Here is a 22047-nt window from a genome sequence, read left to right on the forward strand (position 1 = left end):
GGCCAGTTCGGGGCCCCCCCCCCCCCCCCCCCCCCCGCGGGGGGCGGGGCGGGGCGGCGGGGGGGGCGCGGCCCCCCCCCCCCCGGGCCCCGCCCCCCCCCCCCCCCGGGGGGGGCCCCCCCCCCGGCGCTTGCGGGGGCGCGTACAGGGTGTCGGGTGACGGGTGTGAAGCCTGGGGTTGCGGGAGGTGCGGGGTGCGGAGCCTGGGCGCGCGGCTCGGGCGTCCGGGACGCGGGGGCGTGGCACAAGCCCGAGGCAGAGGCGCGGGTGCGGGTGCCGGGTGCAGGGGGCCAGGGGCCGGGGGCCGGGGGCCGGGGGCCAGGGGCCGGGGGCCAGGGGCCGGGGGCCAGGGGCCGGGGGCCGGGGGCCGGGTGTGAAGCCTGGGGTTGCGGGCGTGCGGAGCCTGGGCGCGCGGCTCGGGCGTCCGGGACGCGGGGGCGTGGCGCGAATCCGAGGCAGGGGCGCGGGTGCGGATGCGGGTGCAGGTGCCAGGGGCCGGGCGCGGGGCGCGGGGTGCAGGGGTGATGCCCGGACCGCAGGAGGGTGCGGAGCCTGGGGCCGCCGGTGCGGGATGCGGAGGGGCGGGGCCCGGGCGGCGAAGGCGCAGGGTCCGGGACGCGGGTCCCGGAACCCGGCGGCGGAGACGTGAGGACCGGGACGCCGGGACACCAGGACCCCGGGGCTCGCGGACGCCAGGACGCGAGTACCCCGGGACCCCGCGGACGCCAGGGCCCCGGGACCCCGCGCACGCCAGGACCCCGGGACGAAGGCTCCGCGCCCGGTGGTGGGTGTCGGACGTTCCGGTCCGGCGGGTGAGCAGCCGTTGCTCAGCCCCGCCGGCCGTACCCCCGGAGCCGTTCCGCGACCTCCGTCAGCTGGTCTTCCGTCAGGAGTGACGGTGTGCGGCCCGGCAGCGAGGAGGCCGTCAGCCAGAGGCGGCACATCCACTCCAGTTGGGCCGTGCGGTCGTAGGCCTGGTCCAGGGAGGCGCCGTAGGTGATCGTGCCGTGGTTCTGGAGGAGGCAGCCGGTGCGGTCGGTGAGGGCGTCGAGCGTGTTGCGGGCCAGTTCGTCGGTGCCGTAGGCCGCGTAGGGGGCGACCCGGACGGGGCCGCCGAGCGCCGCGGTCATGTAGTGCACCGGCGGGAGCTCGGGGACGAGCACCGAGACCGCCGTCGCGTGCACGGCGTGGGTGTGGACGACGGCCCGGGCGTCGGTGGCGCGGTACACGGCGAGGTGCATGGGCAGTTCGCTGGTGGGGACGAGAGTCCCGAGCACCTGCCGGCCGTCGAGGTCGACGCCGGTCACGTCGTCCGGGGCCAGACGGTCGTAGGGCACACCCGAAGGGGTGACCAGCACCGTGTCGTCGACGCGCACCGAGACGTTGCCGGACGTGCCGACCACCAGCCCGTCCGCCACCGTGCGCCGGGCCGTCGCGACGAGTGCTTCCCAGGCCGCCTCCCTGGCCTCCTCCCCGCCCCGCGTCCCGTCCCCGCGCACGCTTCCGGCCTCCGAATACGTCACAGTCACCGTCTCCTCCCGGGCGCCCCGCGCCCCTGGCCGCGCCGCCGTGTACCGGCGGCGCGGCGATCCTGCCAGGCACGTCTCCGGAGAGCATCGGGCCGGGTACACAGAGGGAGGCGGTAGCGCCGGTTCCGGTCACCGTGGCGCCCAGCCCAGTTCATCTTCCGTTCACTCTGGTTACCTACGTTCGACGCGCCAATGACCTCGAACGATTGCCTGGGTAAATGGAAAGCTTCTCGCTGATCCTCGCGATTGTGGTGGTAACCGCACTCGCGTTCGATTTCACGAACGGTTTCCACGACACCGCGAACGCGATGGCAACGACCATTTCGACCGGTGCGCTCAAGCCCAAGGTGGCGGTGGCGATGTCCGCCGTCCTCAACCTTGTCGGCGCCTTCCTCTCCGTGGAGGTCGCCAACACGATCTCCAAAGGTCTCGTCGACGAGACCGGCATCCGTCCCGAGGTCATCTTCGCCGCGCTGGTCGGCGCGATCCTCTGGAATCTGCTGACCTGGCTGGTCGGTCTCCCGTCCAGTTCCTCGCACGCCCTCATGGGCGGCCTGATCGGTGCCGCGGTCGCCTCGGCGGGCGTCGGCGCGGTCAACGGTGACGCGCTCGTCACCAAGGTCCTCCTCCCGGCGATCGCCGCCCCCCTCGTCGCGGGCCTCGCGGCGTTGCTCGGTGCGCGGCTGACGTACAAGCTCGGCCGCAAGGCCGACGGCAAGGCCGCCGCGAAGGGCTACCGCGCCGGGCAGATCGCCTCCGCCGGGCTGGTCTCGCTGGCCCACGGCACCAACGACGCCCAGAAGACGATGGGCATCATCACCCTCGCCCTGGTCGCCGGCGGCTCCCTCGCCCCCGACTCCGACCCGCCCATGTGGGTCATCCTGTCGGCGGGCGTCGCCATCGCGCTCGGCACCTACCTCGGCGGCTGGCGCATCATCCGCACCATGGGCAAGGGCCTGACCGACCTCCAGCCGCAGCAGGGCTTCGCCGCCCAGACCAGCGCCGCCACGGTCATCCTGGCCTCCTCCCACCTCGGCTTCTCCCTCTCCACCACGCACTCGGTCTCCGGTGCGGTGATGGGTGCGGGCCTCGGCCGCAAGGGCGGCGTGGTGCGCTGGTCCACGGCCACCCGGATGTTCGTCGCCTGGGGTCTGACCCTGCCGGCCGCGGCCCTGGTCGCCGCGATCGCCGAGTGGGTCTGCGGCCTGGGTGACTGGGGCACCGCCCTCGTCGCGGTCTTCCTGGTCGCCTCCAGCGCCGCCATCTGGAAGCTCTCCCGGCGCGAGGTCGTCGATCACACCAACGTCATCGACACCGACGAGCCCGAGTCGTCCGGCGTGGTGACCACGGCGATGGCCGCCGTCTCCCCGCCCCCGGCGGGCGTGACCGAGGACCTGGCCACCGCCGCCCCGGCCTCCGCGTCCGACTCCAAGGCCCCGTCGGCCACCACCACCGTCTGATCCCGCGCCCCGGGTACGAAGGAAGCGAAGAACCTCCATGAGCATCGACTGGGCAGCTCTCGGCTCCGTCTTCGGGGTCAGCCTCGTGGCCACCGTGGCCCTGGTGGGCCTGTTCACCCTCGGCATCGTCGGCCTCTCCCGCCAGGAGCGGGCGGCCGCGCAGGGCGGCTCCGCGGCCCTCGCGGTCACCGGCGCGTACGCGTGCTTCGCGGCCTGCGCGGCGGCGGTGGCGTACGGGATCTACCTGATCGTCGCCTGATCCACGAAGCACCACCTGCCCCACCAAGCAATCACCTGACGCACGAGCATCACCTGAGCCATGAGCATCGGCTGAGCCGTGAATATCGGCTGACGCGCGACGGTGGGCCGGACGCACGAACCCGTGCTCCGGCCCACGAACGACGCCTGGCCCCCGGCGCACACCAGTGAGGCGGGGCGCGGGACGGACCACCGTCCCGCGCCCCGCCTCTTCTCGTGCCGGCGCGCGCCTGCCGCGTGTGGGCCTTCGCACACTCCCCCGCAGCAGGTCAACGTCAGGTTGACGGGTGTTCGCGAGCCGTGGTGGACTTCCGGAGCCAATACGGCGGCAGGAGAGGAAGCCCGGTGCGAATCCGGCGCGGTCCCGCCACTGTGACCGGGGAACAGCCCCCGGGAGCCAGGAACTCTCACCGCCGGTCTCTTCGAACCAGGGCGTGGACACCCTGAGTGAGGACATACCGCCATGCTCGGCTGCCGATCGACGTTCAGTAGCAGGTCCTTCCCTGACCGTGTGACCGGCTGAGCCCATGCGTGCCGAACGCGTCTTCGCGTACGGTGCCGCCGCCGGCCTCCTCGGCGACCTCCTCCTCGGCGATCCGCGCCGCGGACACCCGGTCGCCGCGTTCGGCCGTGCCGCCGGTGCCGTGGAACGGGTGCTGTGGCGGGACCACCGGGGTTGGGGCGCGCTGCACACACTTGTGTGCGCCGGCGGCGCCGCCACCCTCGGATCGGCCGCGGCGCACGCCGTACGCCGCTCCCCCGCCGCCTCCGTCGCACTGACCGGCGCCGCCACCTGGGCCGTCGTCGGCGGGACCTCGCTCGCCCGCGAGGCCCGCGCCATCGGCCGGGCCCTGGAGGCCGGTGACGTCGAGGCGGCCCGCGCGCGGCTGCCGCACCTGTGCGGACGGGACCCGCAGGCGCTGGACGCCGACGGGATCGCCCGGGCCGTCGTGGAGTCCGTCGCCGAGAACACCTCGGACGCGGTGGTGGGTGCCCTGGTGTGGGGCGCCGTGGGCGGGGTGCCCGGACTGCTCGGCTTCCGGGCCGTGAACACCCTGGACGCCATGGTCGGCCACAAGTCCCCCAAGTACCGGCGGTACGGCTGGGCCTCGGCCCGCCTCGACGACCTCGCGGGCTGGCCGGGCGCCCGGCTGACCGCCGTCCTGACCACCGTGGCCGGTGGCGATCCGCAGGGTGCCGTACGGGCCTGGCGCGCCGATGCCGCACAGCACCCGAGCCCCAACGCCGGGCCCGTGGAGGCGTCCTTCGCGGGCGCCCTGGGGGTGCGGCTCGGCGGCACGCTCTCCTACGGCGGCCGGGTGGAGCACCGGCCCGTCCTCAACGGGGCGTCGGGACGCGCCGTCCGGGCCGGCAGCGGCGACATCGACCGGGCCGTACGGCTCTCCCGGCGCGTGGGCTGGCTGGCGCTGGGCGTGTGCGCGGGCGCGCGGCTGATCGCGCGCGGAGCCTCCAGGAAGGGGCGTACGTCATGAACGGTGGCATCAGCAGTGACGCGAGCGGTGACACGAGCAGACGCCTGAGCAGTGGCACGAGCGGTGGCATGGGCGGTGGCATGGGCGGTGGGCTCCTGGTCGCCGGGACCACCTCCGACGCCGGCAAGAGCGTCGTCACCGCCGGGATCTGCCGCTGGCTGGCGCGGCAGGGCGTCAAGGTCGCGCCCTTCAAGGCGCAGAACATGTCGCTCAACTCCTTCGTCACCCACGAGGGCGCCGAGATCGGGCGGGCGCAGGCCATGCAGGCCCAGGCGTGCCGGGTGGAGCCCACCGCGCTGATGAACCCGGTGCTGCTCAAGCCCGGTGGCGAGCGCAGCAGCCAGGTCGTGCTGCTCGGCAGGGCGGTCGGTGAGATGAGCGCCCGCGGCTACCACGGCGGCCGGCAGCAGCGGCTGCTCGGCACGGTGCTCGACTGCCTGGCCGAGCTGCGGAGCACGTACGACGCGGTGATCTGCGAGGGGGCGGGCAGTCCGGCCGAGATCAACCTGCGCCGGACCGACATCGTGAACATGGGGATCGCCAGGGGCGCCGGGCTCCCCGTCCTCGTCGTCGGCGACATCGACCGCGGGGGCGTCTTCGCCTCCTTCTTCGGCACGGTGGCGCTGCTGTCGCCCGAGGACCAGGCGCTGGTCGCCGGGTTCCTCGTCAACAAGTTCCGGGGCGACGTGTCGCTGCTGGAACCGGGCCTCGACATGCTCCACGGCCTCACCGGGCGGCGGACGTACGGCGTCCTGCCGTTCCGGCACGGGCTCGGCATCGACGAGGAGGACGGGCTGCGCGTCTCCCTGCGCGGCACGGTGCGGGAGTCGGCCGTCGCCCCGCCGGTCGGCGAGGACGTGCTGCGGGTCGCCGTCTGCGCCGTCCCCCTGATGTCCAACTTCACGGACGTGGACGCGCTGGCCGCCGAACCGGGTGTCGTGGTGCGGTTCGTGGACCGGCCGGAGGAGCTCGCGGACGCGGACCTCGTGGTCGTGCCGGGGACGCGCGGGACGGTGCGGGCCCTGGAGTGGCTGCGGGAGCGGGGGCTGGCGGACGCCATCTCGCGCAGGGTCGCCGACGGCCGGCCCGTGCTCGGTGTCTGCGGCGGCTTCCAGCTCCTGGGCGAGCGCATCGAGGACGAGGTCGAGTCGCGCGCCGGGCGCGTCGACGGGCTCGGACTGCTGCCCGTACGGGTGCGGTTCGCCCGCGAGAAGACCCTCGCCCGGCCGGTGGGCAAGGCCTTCGGCGAGCGCGTCGAGGGGTACGAGATCCACCACGGGGTCGCCGAGGTCCTCGGCGGCGAGGCGTTCATCACCGACGACGAAGGACACGGCCTGGACGGCTGCCGGGTCGGCCGGACCTGGGGCACGCACTGGCACGGGTCGCTGGAGTCGGACGGCTTCCGGCGGGCGTTCCTGCGCGAGGTGGCCGGCGCCGCGGGCCGCCGCTTCGTACCGGCCCCCGACACCTCTTTCGCCGCGCTGCGCGAGGAGCAGCTCGACCGGCTCGGCGACCTGATCGAACAGCACGCGGACACGGACGCGCTGTGGCGGCTCATCGAGTCCGGCGCGCCACAAGGACTGCCATTCATTCCACCGGGAGCGCCCGCATGAGCACAGTGTTGTTGTTGTCGACCGCCGACACGGATCTGCTGGCGGCCCGCGCGTCGGACGCCGTCTACCGGATCGGCAACCCGACCCGGGTCGACGTGACGGAGGAGCTGCCCGGGCTCCTCGACGGCGCGGACATCGCCGTCGTACGTCTGCTGGGCGGCAAGCGTGCCTGGGAGGAGGGGCTCGCCGCGCTGAGGGCCGCCGGTGTCCCGACCGTCCTGCTGGGCGGCGAGAGCGTGCCGGACGCGGAGCTGATGGCGGAGTCGTCGGTACCGGCCGGGGTGGTGGCGGAGGCACTGCGCTACCTCGTCGAGGGCGGGCCCGCCAACCTCACCCAGCTCGCCCGGTTCCTCTCCGACACCGTGCTGCTGACCGGCGAGGGCTTCGACGAGCCGCAGAAGATGCCGGAGTTCGGTGTCCACGGTTCCCGGGCCGTCGTGGCGGGCCGTCCGACGGTCGGTGTGCTCTTCTACCGGGCACACCAGCTGAGCGGCAACACCGCCTTCGTCGACACGCTGTGCGACGCGATCGAGGCGCACGGGGCCAACGCGCTGCCCGTGTACTGCGGTTCGCTGCGCGACGCGGACGCGGGGCTGTACGAGCTGCTGGGCCGGGCCGACGCCCTGGTCGCCACCGTCCTCGCGGCCGGCGGCACGCACGCCTCGCAGGCGTCGGCGGGCGGCGACGAGGAGGCCTGGGACATCGGCGCGCTGGCCGACCTGAACGTCCCGGTGCTGCAAGGGCTCTGCCTCACCTCCTCCCGGGCCGCCTGGGAGGCGTCCGACGCCGCACTCTCCCCCATGGACGCGGCGATGCAGGTGGCGATCCCGGAGTTCGACGGGCGCCTGGTCACCGTGCCGTTCTCCTTCAAGGAGCAGGGGCCCGACGAGGTGCCGGTGTACGTCGCCGACCCCGAGCGGGCCGGGCGGGTCGCCGGGATCGCCGTACGGCACGCGGCGCTCGGGTACAAGGCGAACGCCGACAAGAAGCTCGCGCTGGTCTTCACCGCGTACCCGACCAAGCACTCCCGCGTCGGCAACGCGGTGGGCCTCGACACCCCGGCCTCGGCGGTGCGGGTCCTGGACGCGCTGCGGGACGCCGGGTACTCCCTCACCGACTACCCGTCCGGTGGCGACGAGCTGATCCACCGGCTGATCGCGGCCGGGGGCCACGACGTCGAGTGGCTGACGGAGGACCAGTTGGCCGCCGCCCCCGCGCGGGTGCCGCTGGCCGACTACCGGGCGTGGTTCGAGAAGCTGGACCCGGAGCTGCGGGAGGGCATGCGGGAGGCGTGGGGGGAGCCGCCCGGTTCGCTGTACGTCGACGGGGACGACATCGTGCTCGCGTCGCTCCGGTTCGGGAACGTCGTCGTGATGATCCAGCCGCCGCGCGGCTTCGGCGAGAACCCGATCGCGATCTACCACGATCCCGACATGCCGCCGTCGCACCACTACCTGGCGGCGTACCGCTGGCTGGACAACAGCTTCGGCGCCGACGCGATCGTGCACATGGGCAAGCACGGCACGATGGAGTGGCTGCCGGGCAAGGGCCTCGGGCTGAGCGCGGGCTGCGCGCCGGACGCGGTGCTGGGCGACCTGCCGCTGATCTACCCGTTCATCGTCAACGACCCCGGCGAGGGCACCCAGGCCAAGCGGCGCGGGCACGCCACGGTCGTCGACCACCTGGTGCCGCCGATGGCGCGTGCCGACACGTACGGCGATCTGGCCAAGCTGGAGCAGCTGCTCGACGAGTACGCGCTCGTCTCCGACCTGGACCCGGCCAAGGCGCCGGCGGTCCGCGCGCAGATCTGGACGCTGGTCAAGGCGGCCGAGCTCCATCACGACCTGCACGTCGACGACCAGCCGGACGACGACGCGTTCGACGAGTTCGTCATGCACATCGACGGCTACCTGTGCGAGATCAAGGACGTGCAGATCCGCGACGGCCTGCACATCCTGGGCGGCGGCCCGGTCGGCGAGCCGCGCGTCAACCTCGTACTGGCGGTGCTGCGCGCCTCGCAGGTGTGGGGCGGGCAGGCGAACGCGCTGCCGGGGCTGCGGGCGTCGCTGGCCGGGCACTTCGGGCTGGTGGAGAAGGAGCTGCTGGCCGAGCCGGGCGCGCCGGTGAAGGTGCCGGTGGAGCTGACGGACCTGGTCGAAGGGCCCTCCCGCAGCGCCGCCGACGCGGTCGACCTGCTGGAGCAGCTGTGCCGGCGGTTCGCGGAGGGCATGGAGTCCCGGGCGTGGGACACCGCGGCCGTACCGGCCCTGGTGCGCGAGGTGCTGGGCTGCGGCGAACTCCCCGACGCGGTGGCCGTACTGGAGTTCGCCTGCACGGAGGTCGTGCCGCGGCTGGCCCGGACGACGGACGAGATCGGGCACATCCTGCGGGCCCTGGACGGGGGTTACGTCCCGGCCGGACCGTCCGGATCTCCGACGCGCGGGCTGGTCAACGTGCTGCCGACCGGCCGGAACTTCTACTCCGTCGACCCGAAGGCGATCCCGTCCCGGCTGAGCTGGGAGGTCGGCCAGTCCCTCGCGGACTCGCTGATCCAGCGCTATCTGAGCGACACCGGCGAGTACCCGGAGTCCGTCGGCCTCACGGTGTGGGGCACGTCCGCGATGCGCACCCAGGGCGACGACATCGCCGAGATCCTCGCGCTGCTGGGATGCCGTCCGGTGTGGGACGACGCCTCGCGCCGGGTCACCGGCTTCGAGGTGGTGCCGGTGACCGAGCTGGGCCGGCCGCGCGTCGACGTCACGGTGCGTATCTCGGGCTTCTTCCGGGACGCGTTCCCGCACGTCGTGGGGCTGATCGACGACGCGGTGCGGGCGGTGGCGGAGCTGGACGAGCCCGCCGACCAGAACTACGTACGCGCCCACGCCGACGCGGACACCGCCGAGCACGGCGACCGGCGCCGGGCGACCGCACGTATCTTCGGCTCCAAGCCGGGCGCGTACGGCGCCGGTCTGCTGCCGCTGATCGACGCCCGCAACTGGCGCTCCGACGCGGACCTCGCCGAGGTGTACGCGGTGTGGGGCGGCTACGCCTACGGGCGCGGGCTGGACGGGCGGGCGGCGCGCGGGGACATGGAGACGGCGTTCCGGCGGATCGCGGTCGCGGCGAAGAACGTGGACACGCGTGAGCACGACCTCGTCGACGCCGACGACTACTTCCAGTACCACGGCGGCATGGTCGCCATGGTGCGGCACCTGACGGGGACCTCCCCGGAGGCGTACGTCGGCGACTCCGCCACTCCCGACCAGGTGAAGACCCGGACGCTGGGAGAGGAGACCCACCGCGTCTTCCGCGCCCGCGTGGTCAACCCGCGCTGGATGGCGGCGATGCGGCGGCACGGCTACAAGGGCGCCTTCGAGATGGCGGCCACCGTGGACTACCTGTTCGGGTACGACGCGACAGCCGGGGTGGTGGACGACTGGATGTACGAGAAGCTCAGCGCCGAGTACGTCTTCGACCCGGAGAACCGGGACTTCATGAAGAAGTCCAACCCGTGGGCGCTGCGCGGCATCACGGAGCGGCTGCTGGAGGCCGCCGACCGCGGTCTGTGGGCGGAGCCGGACCAGGAGACGCTCGAGCGGCTGCGCGCCACCTACCTGGAACTCGAAGGCGACTTGGAGGGTGACGAGAAGTGAGTACCCCGTTCCCGTTCACGGCCGTCGTCGGCCAGGACGACCTGCGGCTCGCACTGCTGCTGAACGCCGTCTCACCGGCCGTCGGCGGCGTGCTGGTGCGCGGCGAGAAGGGCACCGCCAAGTCCACGGCGGTGCGTGCGCTGTCGGCGCTGATGCCGGAGGTGGACGTCGTCTCCGGGTGCCGGTTCTCCTGTGACCCGGCCTCTCCCGACCCCGGCTGCCCGGACGGTCCGCACGAGTCGGGGGCCGCCGGCTCCCGGTCGGCCCGGATGGTCGAGCTGCCCGTCGGGGCCTCCGAGGACCGGCTGGTGGGCGCCCTCGACATCGAGCGGGCGCTCGCCGAGGGCGTGAAGGCTTTCGAGCCGGGGCTGTTGGCCGACGCGCACCGCGGGATCCTGTACGTCGACGAGGTCAACCTGCTCCACGACCACCTGGTCGACCTGCTGCTGGACGCTGCCGCGATGGGCGCCTCGTACGTCGAGCGCGAAGGTGTCTCCGTACGGCATGCGGCGCGGTTCCTGCTCGTGGGCACCATGAACCCCGAGGAGGGCGAGCTGCGGCCGCAGTTGCTGGACCGCTTCGGCCTCACCGTCGAGGTCACCGCCTCGCGCGAGCCCGACCAGCGCGTCGAGGTCGTACGGCGCCGGCTGGCGTACGACGACGCCCCCGACGCCTTCGCCACGCGCTGGGCCGGCGAGGAGGCCGCCGTACGGGCGCGGATCGTGGCGGCTCGGGAGCTGCTGCCGTCGGTGCGGCTCGGCGACGGTGCGCTCAGGCAGATCGCGGCGACCTGTGCGGCCTTCGAGGTGGACGGCATGCGGGCCGACATCGTGATGGCGCGGACGGCGACCGCGCTGGCGGCGTGGGCCGGGCGGACCGACGTGCTCGCGGAGGACGTACGGCAGGCCGCGTTGCTCGCGCTGCCCCACCGGCGGCGGCGCAATCCCTTCGACGCCCCCGGGCTGGACGAGGACAAGCTGGACGAGACGCTGGAGGAGTTCGGCGGGCAGGACGGGGGCGGAGGCGGGGACGACGATCCCGATCCGGGGCCCGGCGGCGGTCCCGGTGGGCAGCCCGAGCCCGATGACGCGCCCCAGGGTGGTGGCGACACCGCCGCGCGGCCCGAGGCCGGGGAGGGCGGGGAGCCGCAGCCTGCCGGCGGCGGTGCCGGTGAGCAGTCCCCCGCGCGTGCCGCCGAGCCGTTCCGCACCAAGGTGCTGAGCGTGCCCGGACTCGGCGAGGGCGCCGCCGGGCGGCGTTCGCGTGCGCGGACCGAGCACGGGCGGACCACCGGGGCCCGCCGGCCCCGGGGTGCGCTGACCAAGCTGCACTTGGCGGCGACGGTGCAGGCGGCGGCGCCGCACCAGCGGGCGCGGGGCCGGTCGGGCCGCGGGCTGGTGATGCGCAGGGACGATCTGCGGCAGGCGACTCGCGAGGGGCGTGAGGGCAACCTCGTCCTGTTCGTCGTGGACGCCTCCGGTTCGATGGCCGCGCGGCAGCGGATGAGCGCCGTCAAGGGCGCCGTGCTGTCGCTGCTGCTCGACGCCTACCAGCGGCGGGACAAGGTGGGGCTGGTGACCTTCCGAGGTTCGGCCGCCGACGTCGCGCTGCCGCCGACCTCTTCGGTGGACGCGGCGGCGGTGCGGCTGGAGTCGCTGCCGACGGGCGGGCGGACGCCGCTGGCGGCCGGGCTGCTGCGCGCCCACGAGGTGCTGCGGGTGGAGCGGCTGCGGGACCCGGCGCGGCGGGCGCTGGTCGTGGTCGTGACGGACGGGCGGGCGACGGGTGGCCCCGAGCCGGTCGCGCTGGCCGGGCGGGCGGCGCGGCTGTTCGCGGCCGAGGGCACCGCCTCCGTCGTCGTGGACTGCGAGTCGGGGCCGGTGCGGCTGGGCCTGGCCGGGCAGCTCGCGGGTGAGCTGGGCGGCACCGCGGTGACGCTGGACGAGCTGCGGGCGGACTCGATCGCCGGTCTGGTGAGGGACGTTCAGGGCAGCAGGAGGGCCGCGTAATGCCGCAGGGCAAGCCGAGTGTCGTACCGGACGACGGGCTGACGACGCGTCAGCGGCGGAACCGGCCGCTGGTCGTCGTGCACACGGGTGTGGGGAAGGGCAAGTCGACCGCCGCCTTCGGGCTGGCGCTGCGGGCCTGGAACCAGGGATGGCCGATCGGGGTGTTCCAGTTCGTCAAGTCGGCGAAGTGGAAGGTCGGCGAGGAGAACGCGCTGCGGGTGCTGGGCGCCAGCGGCGAGGGCGGGTCCGTCGACTGGCACAAGATGGGCGAGGGCTGGTCGTGGGTCCAGCGCGACGCGCAGATGGACAACGAGGAGAAGGCCCGGGAGGGCTGGGAGCAGGTCAAGCGGGACCTGGCCGCCGAGACGTACAAGCTGTACGTGCTGGACGAGTTCGCCTACCCGATGCACTGGGGGTGGGTCGACACCGACGAGGTCGTGTCCGTGCTGCGGGACCGTCCCGGGACCCAGCACGTCGTGATCACCGGACGGAACGCGCCGGAGAAGCTGGTGGAGTGCGCCGACCTCGTCACCGACATGTCCAAGGTCAAGCACCCGATGGACGCGGGGCAGAAGGGGCAGAGGGGCATCGAGTGGTGACCTCGCTCCCGGCCGGCTCCGTGCCCCGGCTGGTCGTCGCCGCGCCCTCCTCGGGGAGCGGCAAGACCACCGTCGCCACCGGGCTGATGGCCGCGCTCGCCTCGCGCGGGCTCGCCGTGTCGCCGCACAAGGTCGGGCCCGACTACATCGACCCGGGATACCACGCGCTCGCCACCGGGCGGGTGGGGCGGAACCTGGACGCGTACCTGTGCGGGGCGGAGCTGGTGGCTCCGCTGTTCCTGCACGGGGCGCGCGGCTGCGACATCGCGGTCGTCGAAGGTGTCATGGGGCTGTACGACGGTGCCGCCGGGGAGGGCGAACTGGCGTCCACCGCCCATGTCGCCAAGCTGCTGCGCGCGCCGGTCGTGCTGGTCGTCGACGCGTCGTCGCAGTCGCGGTCGGTGGCGGCGCTGGTGCACGGGTTCGCGTCCTGGGACCCGGAGGTGCGGGTCGGGGGCGTGATCCTCAACAAGGTCGGGTCGGACCGGCACGAGGCGCTGCTGCGGGAGGCCTTGGACTCGGCGGGGGTGCCGGTGCTGGGGGTGCTGCGGCGGGCGGCGCCGGTGGCGACGCCGTCGCGGCATCTGGGGCTGGTGCCGGTCGCCGAGCGGGGCTCTCAGGCGGTCGAGGCGGTTGCGGCCATGGCCGCGCTGGTGGGCGACGGGTGTGATCTGGAGGCCCTTGAGACGTTGGCGCGGGCCGCCGGGCCGTTGCCAGGGGGCTCCGCCCCCTGGACCCCCGGGCCGTTGCCCGCCCTCCCCCACGCTCGGCTGCGCTCGCGCGGGGGGACCCCCGTCCCGACTCGGTCGGACAGGAAGTCGCCGCCGCGCGTCGCCGTCGCCGGCGGTCCCGCCTTCACCTTCTCCTACGCCGAGCACTCCGAGCTGCTCGCCGCCGCCGGGGCCGAGGTCGTCACCTTCGACCCGTTGCGGGACGAGGAGCTCCCCGAGGGGACCGCCGGGCTCGTCGTCGGGGGCGGGTTCCCCGAGGTGTACGCGTCCGAGCTGTCCGCCAACGAGCCGCTGCGCAAGGCCGTCGCCGAGCTGGCGCTGAGCGGTGCTCCCGTCGCCGCCGAGTGCGCGGGGCTGCTGTATCTGTGCCGGGAGCTGGACGGACTGCCCATGTGCGGGGTGCTGGACGCGTCCGCGCGGATGTCGGAGCGCCTGACGCTGGGCTACCGGGACGCCGTGGCCGTGTCCGACAGCGCGCTGGCCGTCGCGGGGACGCGGATGCGGGGGCACGAGTTCCACCGGACGGTCGTGGAGCCGGGGGCCGGGGCCGCGCCGGCGTGGGGGATGCGGGCGCCCGAGCGGCGCGTCGAGGGATTTGTGGAGCGCGGTGTGCACGCGAGCTATCTGCACACGCACTGGGCGTCCGAGCCCGGTGTCGCCCGTCGGTTCGTGGAGAGGTGCCGGACGTCATGAGCAGCAGGCTGATCGGGGTGGGGGTCGGGCCCGGGGACCCCGAGCTGGTGACCGTCAAGGGGGTCAACGCGCTGCGGGCCGCCGAGGTCGTCGTCGTGCCCGTGATGGCCGCGCCTGATGGAGGAGATGGTGGCGAGCGGGGGCGCGCCGAGGCGACCGTGCTGCACTACGTGGACGCCGAGAAAGTCGTACGAATCGTGTTCGCGCTGAACGAGCGGACCGACCGGGCGCGGCGCGAGGCGGCCTGGGACGCGGCCGGGGAGCGGGTCGCCGGGCTGCTGCGGAGCCACGGCCGTGTCGCCTTCGCGACCATCGGCGATCCGAACGTGTACTCGACCTTCACGTATCTCGCGCAGACCGTCGGCGAACTCGTGCCGGGCACCGTCGTGGAGACCGTGCCGGGCATCACCGCCATGCAGGACCTCGCGGCGCGGTCCGGCGCCGTACTGACGGAGGGCACCGAGCCGCTGACGCTGGTGCCGGTCACCGCGGGGGCCGCCGTGCTCAAGGAGGCGCTGAACGGGCCGGGCACGGTCGTGGCCTACAAGTTCGGCCGGCAGGCGGCCGAGGTCGCCGAGGCGCTGCGGGAGACCGGGCGGCTGGACGACGCCGTGTGGGGATCGGCGCTGGGGCTGCCGGAGGAGTCCGTACGGGCGGCGGCGGAGCTGGACGGTGGGCCGCTGCCCTACCTGTCGACGCTCATCGCGCCCGCCCGGCGCGAGAGCGGCCGGGGCGGCAAGCTGTGAACCTCCCGGGCGGGGGCGCCTCACTCGGCGACGCCCACCACCAGCCAGATGAACGCCGCGCCCGCGACCGTGCACAGCAGGGTCGAACGGGCGGGGTGCTCGTGATGGGCCTCGGGGAGGATCTCGGCCGCGGCGAGGTAGAGCAGCACGCCGCCGAACAGGCCGAGATACGCGCCGAGCGCGCCCTCCGGGATGGTGAAGAGCAGGGTGGAGGCCGCACCGGCCACGGGGGCCAGGGCGTCGGCGACCAGCATCGCGATCGCGCGGCGGCGGGCGTTCCCGTACAGGCTGGTCAGCGTGTAGGTGTTGAAGCCGTCCGCGAAGTCGTGGGCGATCACGGCCATCGCGACGGCCGCGCCCATGCCGCCGCCGACCTGGAAGGCCGCGCCGATCGCCACGCCGTCCATCGCGCTGTGCCCGACCATCGCGGCGGCGGCCGTCAGGCCCACCTGGGGCGAGCGCTGCCCGTGCTCGTCGGCGCCGTGCGCGGCGCGGCGGGCGGCCAGCAGGCGTTCCACCAGGTGCGCGAGCAGGAATCCCGCGACGAAGAGCAGCAGTGCCTCGGGCACGCCGAACACCTCGTCGCCCGCCGCCCGGAGCGCCTCCGGCAGCAGGTCGAGGCCGACCACGCCCAGCATCAGGCCGCCGGCCAGGCCCAGGACCAGGTGGCGCCGGTCGGTCACGCGCTGTGCCGTCCAGCCGCCGGCCAGCGTCATCAGGAACGCGCCGAGCGCTACGAAGACCGCCATGGGCCCTTGCTATCCGATCAGAGCGCGTATCCGTGCGCACGACAGCGGCAACCGCAGTAAATATGCGAAATATGCGCAGGAAAGGACTCCATCCCATGGCTTCTGTTGCTCCCGAGGCTTCCGTGGCCGGCGTTTCCGTGGCCGATGTCTCCCCCGGCAGGGTGACCTTCGTCGGTGCCGGTCCCGGCGCCGCCGACCTGCTGACGTTCCGCGCCGCGCGGGCCATCGCCGAGGCCGATGTCGTGATCTGGGCGGCGAGCCTGGTCCAGGCGGAGGTCCTCCAGCACGCGCGCGAGGACGCGGAGGTCCTGGACTCGGCGACGATGTCGCTGGAGGACGTCGTCGCCGTCTACCGGCGGGCCCGCGAGGAGGGGCTGCGGGTGGCCCGCGTCCACTCCGGCGACCCGGCGCTGTGGGGCGGCACGCAGGAGCAGCTGGACCGGTGCGCGGAGATCGGCATCGCGACCGAGATCGTGCCCGGCGTCTCCGCCTTCTCCGCGGTCGCCGCGCTCGCCGGGCGGGAGCTGACCATTCCGGAGGTCGCGCAGTCCGTCGTCCTCACCCGGCTCGGCGGCGGCAAGACGCCGATGCCGCCCGGTGAGGAGGTCCGCGAGTTCGCGAAGCACGGCACCACCATGGCGATCTTCCTGTCGGCGGCCCGCAGCGGCCAGCTGGTGCGGGAGCTGCTGGAGGGCGGCTACCCGACCGAGACACCGGTCGTCGTCGCGTACCAGGCGACCTGGCCGGAGGAGCTGGTCGTGCGGTGCACGATCGGCACGCTGGAGGAGACGGTCAAGGAGCACAGGCTCTGGAAGCACACCCTGTTCCTGGTCGGCCCGGCCCTCGACGCGCACGGCACCCGCTCGCACCTGTACCACCCGGGGCACTTCCACGGTTACCGCAAGGCGGACCCCGAGGCACGCCGGGAGCTGCGCACGCGGGGTGCCGGCACGTGATCACCGTGGTGGGCATGGGGGCCGGGGCGCCGCCTGCCCCGGACGTCGCCGCCGGTGCGGAGCTGGTCGTCGGCGGGCGGCGGCATCTGGACGCCGTACGGCTGCCGGAGGGGGCCGAGCGGGTCGTCCTCGGGGCGTTGGCGCCCGCCCTCGACACGGTCGCGGAGTACGTCGCCAAGGAGCGGCGGGTGGTCGTGCTGGCCTCCGGGGACCCGGGGTTCTTCGGGATCGTGCGGGTGCTGGCCGAGCGGTTCGGGCCACAGCGGCTCGACGTACGGCCGGGTGTCTCCTCCGTCGCCGCCGCGTTCGCGCGGGCCGGGCTGCCGTGGGACGACGCCGTGGTGGCCAGCGCGCACGGGCGGGAGCTGCGGACGGCGGTGAACCTGTGCCGGGCCCATCCGAAGGTCGCCGTGCTGACGGGGCCCGGGGCCGGCCCGGCGGAACTCGGCGCCGCGCTGCGCAACGACACCAGGGTCCTCGTGGTCGCCTTGGCGCTGGGCTCCGCCGAGGAGCGCGTGGAGCGGCTGACGCCCGCCGAGGCAGCCGTACGTGACTGGGGGACGGCGGTGAGCGTGGTGCTGTGCCTGGACGCGGCGCGGGAGCTGGGGCCGGTACGGACGGTCGCCGGGCCGCCGCGCCCGGTTTCCGCCGGATGGGCGCTGGACGAGGCCGCGTTCGCGCACCGCGATTCGATGATCACGAAGTTCGAGGTGCGGGCGCTGGCGCTGGCCCGGCTCGGGCCCCGCCCCGGCGACCTGGTCTGGGACGTCGGTGCCGGCTCCGGGTCCGTCGCCGTGGAGTGCGCACGCCTCGGCGCCGCCGTCACCGCCGTCGAGAAGACGCCGGACGGTGTCGGGCGCGTGCGCGCCAACGCCGCCGCCCACGGTGTCGACGTCCGGGTGGTGCACGGTGCGGCGCCCACCGTGCTGTCCGACCTGGGCGAGGACCCCGACGCCGTGTTCGTCGGCGGCGGCGGGCGTGAACTGCCCGCGATCGTCGCGCTGTGCGCGCGGCGGGCGCGGCGCACCGTGGTCGTCGCCATGGCGGCGCTGGACCGGGTGCCCGCGGCCCGCGAGGCGCTGCTCGGTGCCGGGCTGGAGTGCGACGGAGTGCTGCTCCAGTCGTCCCGGCTCGCGCCGCTGCCGGGGGACGTGACCCGGCTCTCGGCGACCAATCCCGTCTTCCTGCTGTGGGGCGTGAGGCCGCACAGCCGTACCGAAGGAGTTTCCCCTTGATCGGCCTCATTTCCGCCACCGCGGCGGGGGCTGCGGCGCGGGACCGGCTGGCCGCGGCGTGGCCGGACCGCACGCGCGTGTACGAGGGTCCCGTCGCGGACGCCGTACGGACCGCGTTCGCCGAGTGCGAGCAGCTCGTGTGCTTCCTGGCCACGGGGGCCGTCGTCCGGCTCGTGGCGCCGCTGCTGGACGACAAGCGGACCGACGCCGGTGTGGTCTGCGTCGACGAGGGCGGGCGGTTCGCCGTGTCGCTGGTCGGCGGCCACGGGGGCGGCGCCAACGAACTCGCCCGTGCGGTCGGCGAGGTGCTGGGTGCCGAGCCGGTGGTGACGACCGCGACGGACGCCGTCGGACTGCCCGGCCTGGACACCCTCGGGCTGCCCGTGGAGGGTGACGTCGCCGGGGTCTCGCGGGCGCTGCTGGACGGTGAGCCGGTCGCGCTGCGGTCGGACGTGCGGTGGCCGCTGCCGCCCCTGCCCGTCGCCGGGCAGGGGGCGTACACGGTCCGGCTGACGGACCGTCTGGTCGAGCCGGCCGAGCGCGAGGTGGTGCTGCGTCCGCCGACCCTGGTGGTCGGCGTCGGCGCCTCCAGGGGCGCCCCGGTCGGCGAGGTGCTCGCTCTGGTGGAGGAGTCCCTGCGCGGCGCCGGGCTGTCCGCCGCGTCGGTCGCCGAGCTGGCCACCGTGGACGCCAAGGCGGAGGAACCCGGGATCGTGGGCGCCGCCGAGCGGCTGGGGGTGCCCCTGGTGACGTACTCCGCCGGGGACCTGGCGGGCGTGGAGGTGCCCAACCCCTCCGACGCCCCGCTCGCGGCCGTGGGCACGCCGTCCGTCGCGGAGGCGGCGGCGCTCGTGCGCGGCGGCGAACTCCTCGTGCCCAAGCGGAAGTCGGCGGCGAGTCCCGCCATGGCGACCTGTGCCGTCGTACGGCGGCCGGGGCGCGGGCGGCTCGCGGTGGTCGGGCTCGGGCCGGGTGCCCGGGACCTGGTCACGCCGCGCGCGCGGGCCGAGCTGCGGCGGGCCTCCGTGCTGGTCGGCCTCGACCAGTACGTCGACCAGATCCGCGACCTGCTGCGGCCCGGCACACGGGTCCTGGAGTCGGGGCTCGGCGCGGAGGAGGAGCGGGCCCGGACCGCGGTGGAGGAGGCCCGGCGCGGGCACGCCGTCGCGCTGATCGGCAGCGGGGACGCCGGGGTGTACGCCATGGCCTCCCCCGCGCTGGCCGAGGCGTCCGACGACATCGACGTGGTCGGGGTGCCCGGGGTGACGGCGGCGCTGGCGGCCGGGGCGATCCTGGGCGCGCCGCTGGGCCACGACCACGTGTCGATCAGCCTCTCCGACCTGCACACGCCGTGGGAGGTCATCGAGCGGCGGGTGCGGGCGGCGGCCGAGGCGGACATCGTCGTGACGTTCTACAACCCGCGCAGCCGGGGCCGCGACTGGCAGCTGCCCAAGGCGCTGGCGGTCCTCGCGGAGCACCGGGAGCCGGCGACGCCGGTGGGTGTCGTACGCAACGCGTCGCGCGCCGACGAGTCCAGCCGGCTCACCACGCTCGCCGCCCTCGACCCGGCGACGGTCGACATGATGACGGTCGTCACGGTGGGCAACACCGCGACCCGTCGGATCGCCGGGCGCATGGTGACGCCGCGCGGCTACCGCTGGCAGGGAACGTCGTCCCGGGAGGAGCCGAAGTGAGCCGTGTCGTGCACCCCATCGAGCAGGAGTCCTTCCGGCGGCTGCGCGCCCGCCTGGACACCTCGCACTTCCCGCCGCTGACCCGGGCGGTCGTGGAGCGGGTCGTCCACTCCGCCGCCGACCTGGAGTACGCGTCCGACCTCGTCATGGACGAGGCCGCGCTGGAGAAGGCGTACGCCGCGCTGCACGCCGGGGCGCCTGTCGTCGTGGACGTGGAGATGGTCGCGGCCGGGATCACCCGGCGGGAGACCGTGTGCCGGCTGAGGGACGCCGTCGCCGAACCCGGCCTCACCCGCTCCGCGCACGCCGTGCGGCTGGCGTACGAGCAGGTCGGGCCGGGCGCGCTCTGGGTGATCGGCTGCGCGCCGACCGCTCTGGAGGAGCTGCTCACCCTGGACGCCGCCCCGGCGCTCGTCATCGGTCTGCCCGTCGGTTTCGTCGGCGCGGCCGAGTCCAAGGCCGCGTTGCGCGAGAGCGGGCTGCCCGCCGTCAGCAACGTGTCCGAGAAGGGCGGCTCGGCGGTCGCCTCCGCCGCGCTCAACGCCCTGCTGTACCACCCCACCTCGTACGACGATCCGTACGCCGACCCGCACTCCGAGGAGCCATCGTGACCACCCCGCCGCCCGCCCTGCTCATCGCCGGACACGGCACCCGGGACGAGGCCGGAGCCGAGGCGTTCCGCGACTTCGTGCGCGAGCTGGGCCGCCGCCACCCCGAACTGCCCGTCGCGGGCGGCTTCATCGAGCTGTCACCGCCGCCGCTGGGCGAGGCCGTCGCCGAGCTGGTCGAGCGCGGTGTGCGCCGGTTCGCCGCGGTGCCGCTGATGCTGGTCTCCGCCGGGCACGCCAAGGGCGACATCCCGGCGGCGCTGTCCCGCGAGAAGGAGCGGCACCCCGGCATCTCCTACACGTACGGACGTCCGCTGGGCCCGCACCCCGCGCTGCTGCGGGTGCTGGAGCGGCGGCTGGCCCAGGCGGTCGACCCGTCCTGGGACCCGGCCGAGGTGACCGTGCTGCTGGTCGGGCGCGGGTCGACGGACCCGGACGCCAACGCCGAGGTGTTCAAGGCGGCGCGGCTGCTGTGGGAGGGGCGCGGCTACGCGGCCGTGGAGACGGCGTTCGTGTCGCTGGCGAAGCCGGACGTGCCGGGCGGCCTGGACCGGTGTGTGCGGCTGGGGGCGCGGCGGGTCGTCGTGCTGCCGTACTTCCTGTTCACCGGCATCCTCCCGGACCGGGTCCGGCACCAGACCGAGGAGTGGGCCGCCGCCCACCCGGAGGCCGAGGTCCGGTCGGCCGACGTGATCGGGCCGGAGCCGGAACTGCTCGACCTGGTGTGGGAGCGGTACGAGGAGGCGGTCAAGGGCGATCTCCGGATGAACTGCGACTCGTGCGTGTACCGGATCGCGCTGCCGGGGTTCGAGGACAAGGTGGGGCTGCCGCAGCAGCCGCACTTCCACCCCGACGACGACGGCCATCACCACCACGGGCACCATCACGGGCATGGACACGCACACTCCCATGCACACTGAGGCCGCGGCCCGGGCCGGTTGTTGGGGCCCCGACCTGCGGCATCACGGGGACGCCGAGGTACGCGACGACGGCTCGGCACTGGTGGACCTCGCGGTGAACGTCCGCGCCGGCACACCGCCGGCCTGGCTGCGCGAGCACGTCGCCGCCTCGCTCGGCTCCCTCGCGGCCTACCCGGACGGGCGGGCCGCGCGGGCGGCGGTGGCGGCGCGGCACGGGCTGCCGGTGGAGCGGGTGCTGCTGACGGCGGGCGCGGCGGAGGCGTTCGTGCTGCTGGCGCGGGCGCTGAAGGTGCGCCGGCCGGTCGTGGTGCATCCGCAGTTCACCGAGCCGGAGGCCGCGCTGCGGGACGCGGGGCACACGGTCGACCGGGTGCTGCTGCGGGACGCGGACGGCTTCCGGCTGGACCCGGCGGCCGTCCCCGAGGGCGCCGACCTGGTGGTGGTCGGCAACCCGACGAACCCGACGTCGGTGCTGCACCGGGCGGCCTCGCTCACGGAACTGGCCCGCCCCGGGCGGACGCTGGTCGTGGACGAGGCCTTCATGGACGCGGTGCCGGGCGAGCGGGAGGCGCTGGCCGGGCGCACGGACGTGCCCGGTCTGGTCGTCCTGCGCAGCCTCACCAAGACGTGGGGTCTGGCGGGGCTGCGCATCGGGTACGTCCTGGCGGCCCCGGAGACCATCACCGAGCTGGAGCGCGCCCAGCCGCTGTGGCCCGTGTCCACGCCCGCGCTGGCCGCCGCGGAGGCGTGTGTGACTCCGAGGGCGCTGGCGGAGGCGGCCCACGCCGCGCACCGCGTCGCCGCGGACCGGGACCGTCTCGTCGCCGGGCTGGCTCAGTTCGCCGGTGCCGGGGTGCGGGTCGCCGGGCCCGCCGAGGGGCCCTTCGTCCTCGTCCGCCTCCCGGACGCCGCCGCCGTACGCCACCGGCTGCGCGGCCTCGGGTACGCGGTACGGCGCGGGGACACCTTCCCGGGACTGGGCGAGGAGTGGCTGCGCCTGGCGGTACGGGACCGGACGACGACGGACGGCTTCCTGCGGGCGCTGGGACGGGCGGTGACGGAAGCGGTTTGAGGGGCGCGGGGAGGACGGCTCCTGGCCCA

17 protein-coding genes and 1 riboswitch are annotated in these 22047 nt (G+C 74.8%); of the genes, 15 read left to right on the forward strand and 2 right to left on the reverse strand.

The features are described from left to right. Positions 1–827 precede the first annotated feature (827 nt). Positions 828–1523, reverse strand: a complete 696-nt coding sequence (locus tag ACH4NX_RS28985) for a class II aldolase/adducin family protein (RefSeq protein ID WP_398129375.1) — start codon at positions 1521–1523, stop codon at positions 828–830. A gap of 224 nt (positions 1524–1747) precedes the next feature. On the opposite strand from ACH4NX_RS28985, the gene ACH4NX_RS28990 reads away from it, so the two are divergent. The 9 genes from ACH4NX_RS28990 (at position 1748) to cobI (ending at position 14784) form a co-directional block, all read left to right on the forward strand. Continuing rightward, positions 1748–2989, forward strand: a complete 1242-nt coding sequence (locus tag ACH4NX_RS28990; RefSeq protein ID WP_351399275.1) for an inorganic phosphate transporter — start codon at positions 1748–1750, stop codon at positions 2987–2989. A gap of 37 nt (positions 2990–3026) precedes the next feature. Then, on the forward strand, positions 3027–3248 hold the full coding sequence (locus ACH4NX_RS28995; RefSeq protein ID WP_310874027.1) for a hypothetical protein: 222 nt from the start codon (positions 3027–3029) through the stop codon (positions 3246–3248). Positions 3249–3534: 286 nt separating this feature from the next. Further along, positions 3535–3674, forward strand: a riboswitch (cobalamin riboswitch). 100 nt (positions 3675–3774) lie between these two features. After that, positions 3775–4740, forward strand: a complete 966-nt coding sequence (locus ACH4NX_RS29000; RefSeq protein ID WP_351399278.1) for a cobalamin biosynthesis protein — start codon at positions 3775–3777, stop codon at positions 4738–4740. Between the two features lie 80 nt (positions 4741–4820). Next, positions 4821–6353, forward strand: coding sequence for a cobyric acid synthase (locus tag ACH4NX_RS29005; RefSeq protein WP_351399326.1), 1533 nt, complete (start codon positions 4821–4823; stop codon positions 6351–6353). Next, the gene (gene cobN, locus ACH4NX_RS29010; RefSeq protein ID WP_398129376.1) at positions 6350–10006 is read left to right on the forward strand and encodes a cobaltochelatase subunit CobN; all 3657 of its coding nucleotides are present in this window, start codon (positions 6350–6352) and stop codon (positions 10004–10006) included. Before ACH4NX_RS29005 ends, cobN begins: the two co-directional genes overlap by 4 nt. Continuing rightward, the gene (locus ACH4NX_RS29015) at positions 10003–12015 is read left to right on the forward strand and encodes a putative cobaltochelatase (protein WP_351399282.1); all 2013 of its coding nucleotides are present in this window, start codon (positions 10003–10005) and stop codon (positions 12013–12015) included. The genes cobN and ACH4NX_RS29015 overlap by 4 nt, the downstream gene beginning before the upstream one ends. Further along, positions 12015–12614, forward strand: coding sequence for a cob(I)yrinic acid a,c-diamide adenosyltransferase (gene cobO, locus ACH4NX_RS29020; RefSeq protein ID WP_351399284.1), 600 nt, complete (start codon positions 12015–12017; stop codon positions 12612–12614). The genes ACH4NX_RS29015 and cobO overlap by 1 nt, the downstream gene beginning before the upstream one ends. Further along, a complete protein-coding gene (locus tag ACH4NX_RS29025; RefSeq protein ID WP_398129377.1) occupies positions 12611–14038 on the forward strand; it encodes a cobyrinate a,c-diamide synthase in 1428 nt (475 codons plus the stop codon). Before cobO ends, ACH4NX_RS29025 begins: the two co-directional genes overlap by 4 nt. Further along, on the forward strand, positions 14035–14784 hold the full coding sequence (cobI, locus tag ACH4NX_RS29030; protein WP_351399289.1) for a precorrin-2 C(20)-methyltransferase: 750 nt from the start codon (positions 14035–14037) through the stop codon (positions 14782–14784). Before ACH4NX_RS29025 ends, cobI begins: the two co-directional genes overlap by 4 nt. Positions 14785–14804: 20 nt before the next feature. On the opposite strand, the gene ACH4NX_RS29035 is transcribed toward cobI, so the two are convergent. Continuing rightward, positions 14805–15533, reverse strand: a complete 729-nt coding sequence (locus ACH4NX_RS29035; RefSeq protein ID WP_279566314.1) for a ZIP family metal transporter — start codon at positions 15531–15533, stop codon at positions 14805–14807. Between the two features lie 95 nt (positions 15534–15628). Between ACH4NX_RS29035 and cobM the strand changes: the two genes are divergently transcribed. Genes cobM through cobC form a run of 6 tightly spaced genes read left to right on the forward strand, consistent with a single transcriptional unit; the run spans position 15629 to position 22018 of the window. Continuing rightward, positions 15629–16489, forward strand: a complete 861-nt coding sequence (gene cobM, locus ACH4NX_RS29040; RefSeq protein WP_351399291.1) for a precorrin-4 C(11)-methyltransferase — start codon at positions 15629–15631, stop codon at positions 16487–16489. Next, positions 16486–17724, forward strand: coding sequence for a precorrin-6y C5,15-methyltransferase (decarboxylating) subunit CbiE (gene cbiE / locus ACH4NX_RS29045; protein ID WP_351399293.1), 1239 nt, complete (start codon positions 16486–16488; stop codon positions 17722–17724). The genes cobM and cbiE overlap by 4 nt, the downstream gene beginning before the upstream one ends. Beyond that, the gene (cobJ, locus tag ACH4NX_RS29050; protein WP_398129378.1) at positions 17721–19418 is read left to right on the forward strand and encodes a precorrin-3B C(17)-methyltransferase; all 1698 of its coding nucleotides are present in this window, start codon (positions 17721–17723) and stop codon (positions 19416–19418) included. The genes cbiE and cobJ overlap by 4 nt, the downstream gene beginning before the upstream one ends. After that, a complete protein-coding gene (locus tag ACH4NX_RS29055; RefSeq protein WP_351399297.1) occupies positions 19415–20029 on the forward strand; it encodes a precorrin-8X methylmutase in 615 nt (204 codons plus the stop codon). The genes cobJ and ACH4NX_RS29055 overlap by 4 nt, the downstream gene beginning before the upstream one ends. Further along, on the forward strand, positions 20026–20946 hold the full coding sequence (locus ACH4NX_RS29060; protein WP_351399299.1) for a sirohydrochlorin chelatase: 921 nt from the start codon (positions 20026–20028) through the stop codon (positions 20944–20946). Before ACH4NX_RS29055 ends, ACH4NX_RS29060 begins: the two co-directional genes overlap by 4 nt. Next, entirely contained in the window at positions 20918–22018 is a 1101-nt protein-coding gene (gene cobC, locus ACH4NX_RS29065; RefSeq protein WP_398129379.1) for an Rv2231c family pyridoxal phosphate-dependent protein CobC, read from the forward strand. Before ACH4NX_RS29060 ends, cobC begins: the two co-directional genes overlap by 29 nt. Positions 22019–22047 lie beyond the last annotated feature (29 nt).

This window comes from Streptomyces sp. NPDC017225 (assembly GCF_044331465.1).
In the GTDB taxonomy this organism is placed as follows: Bacteria; Actinomycetota; Actinomycetes; order Streptomycetales; family Streptomycetaceae; genus Streptomyces.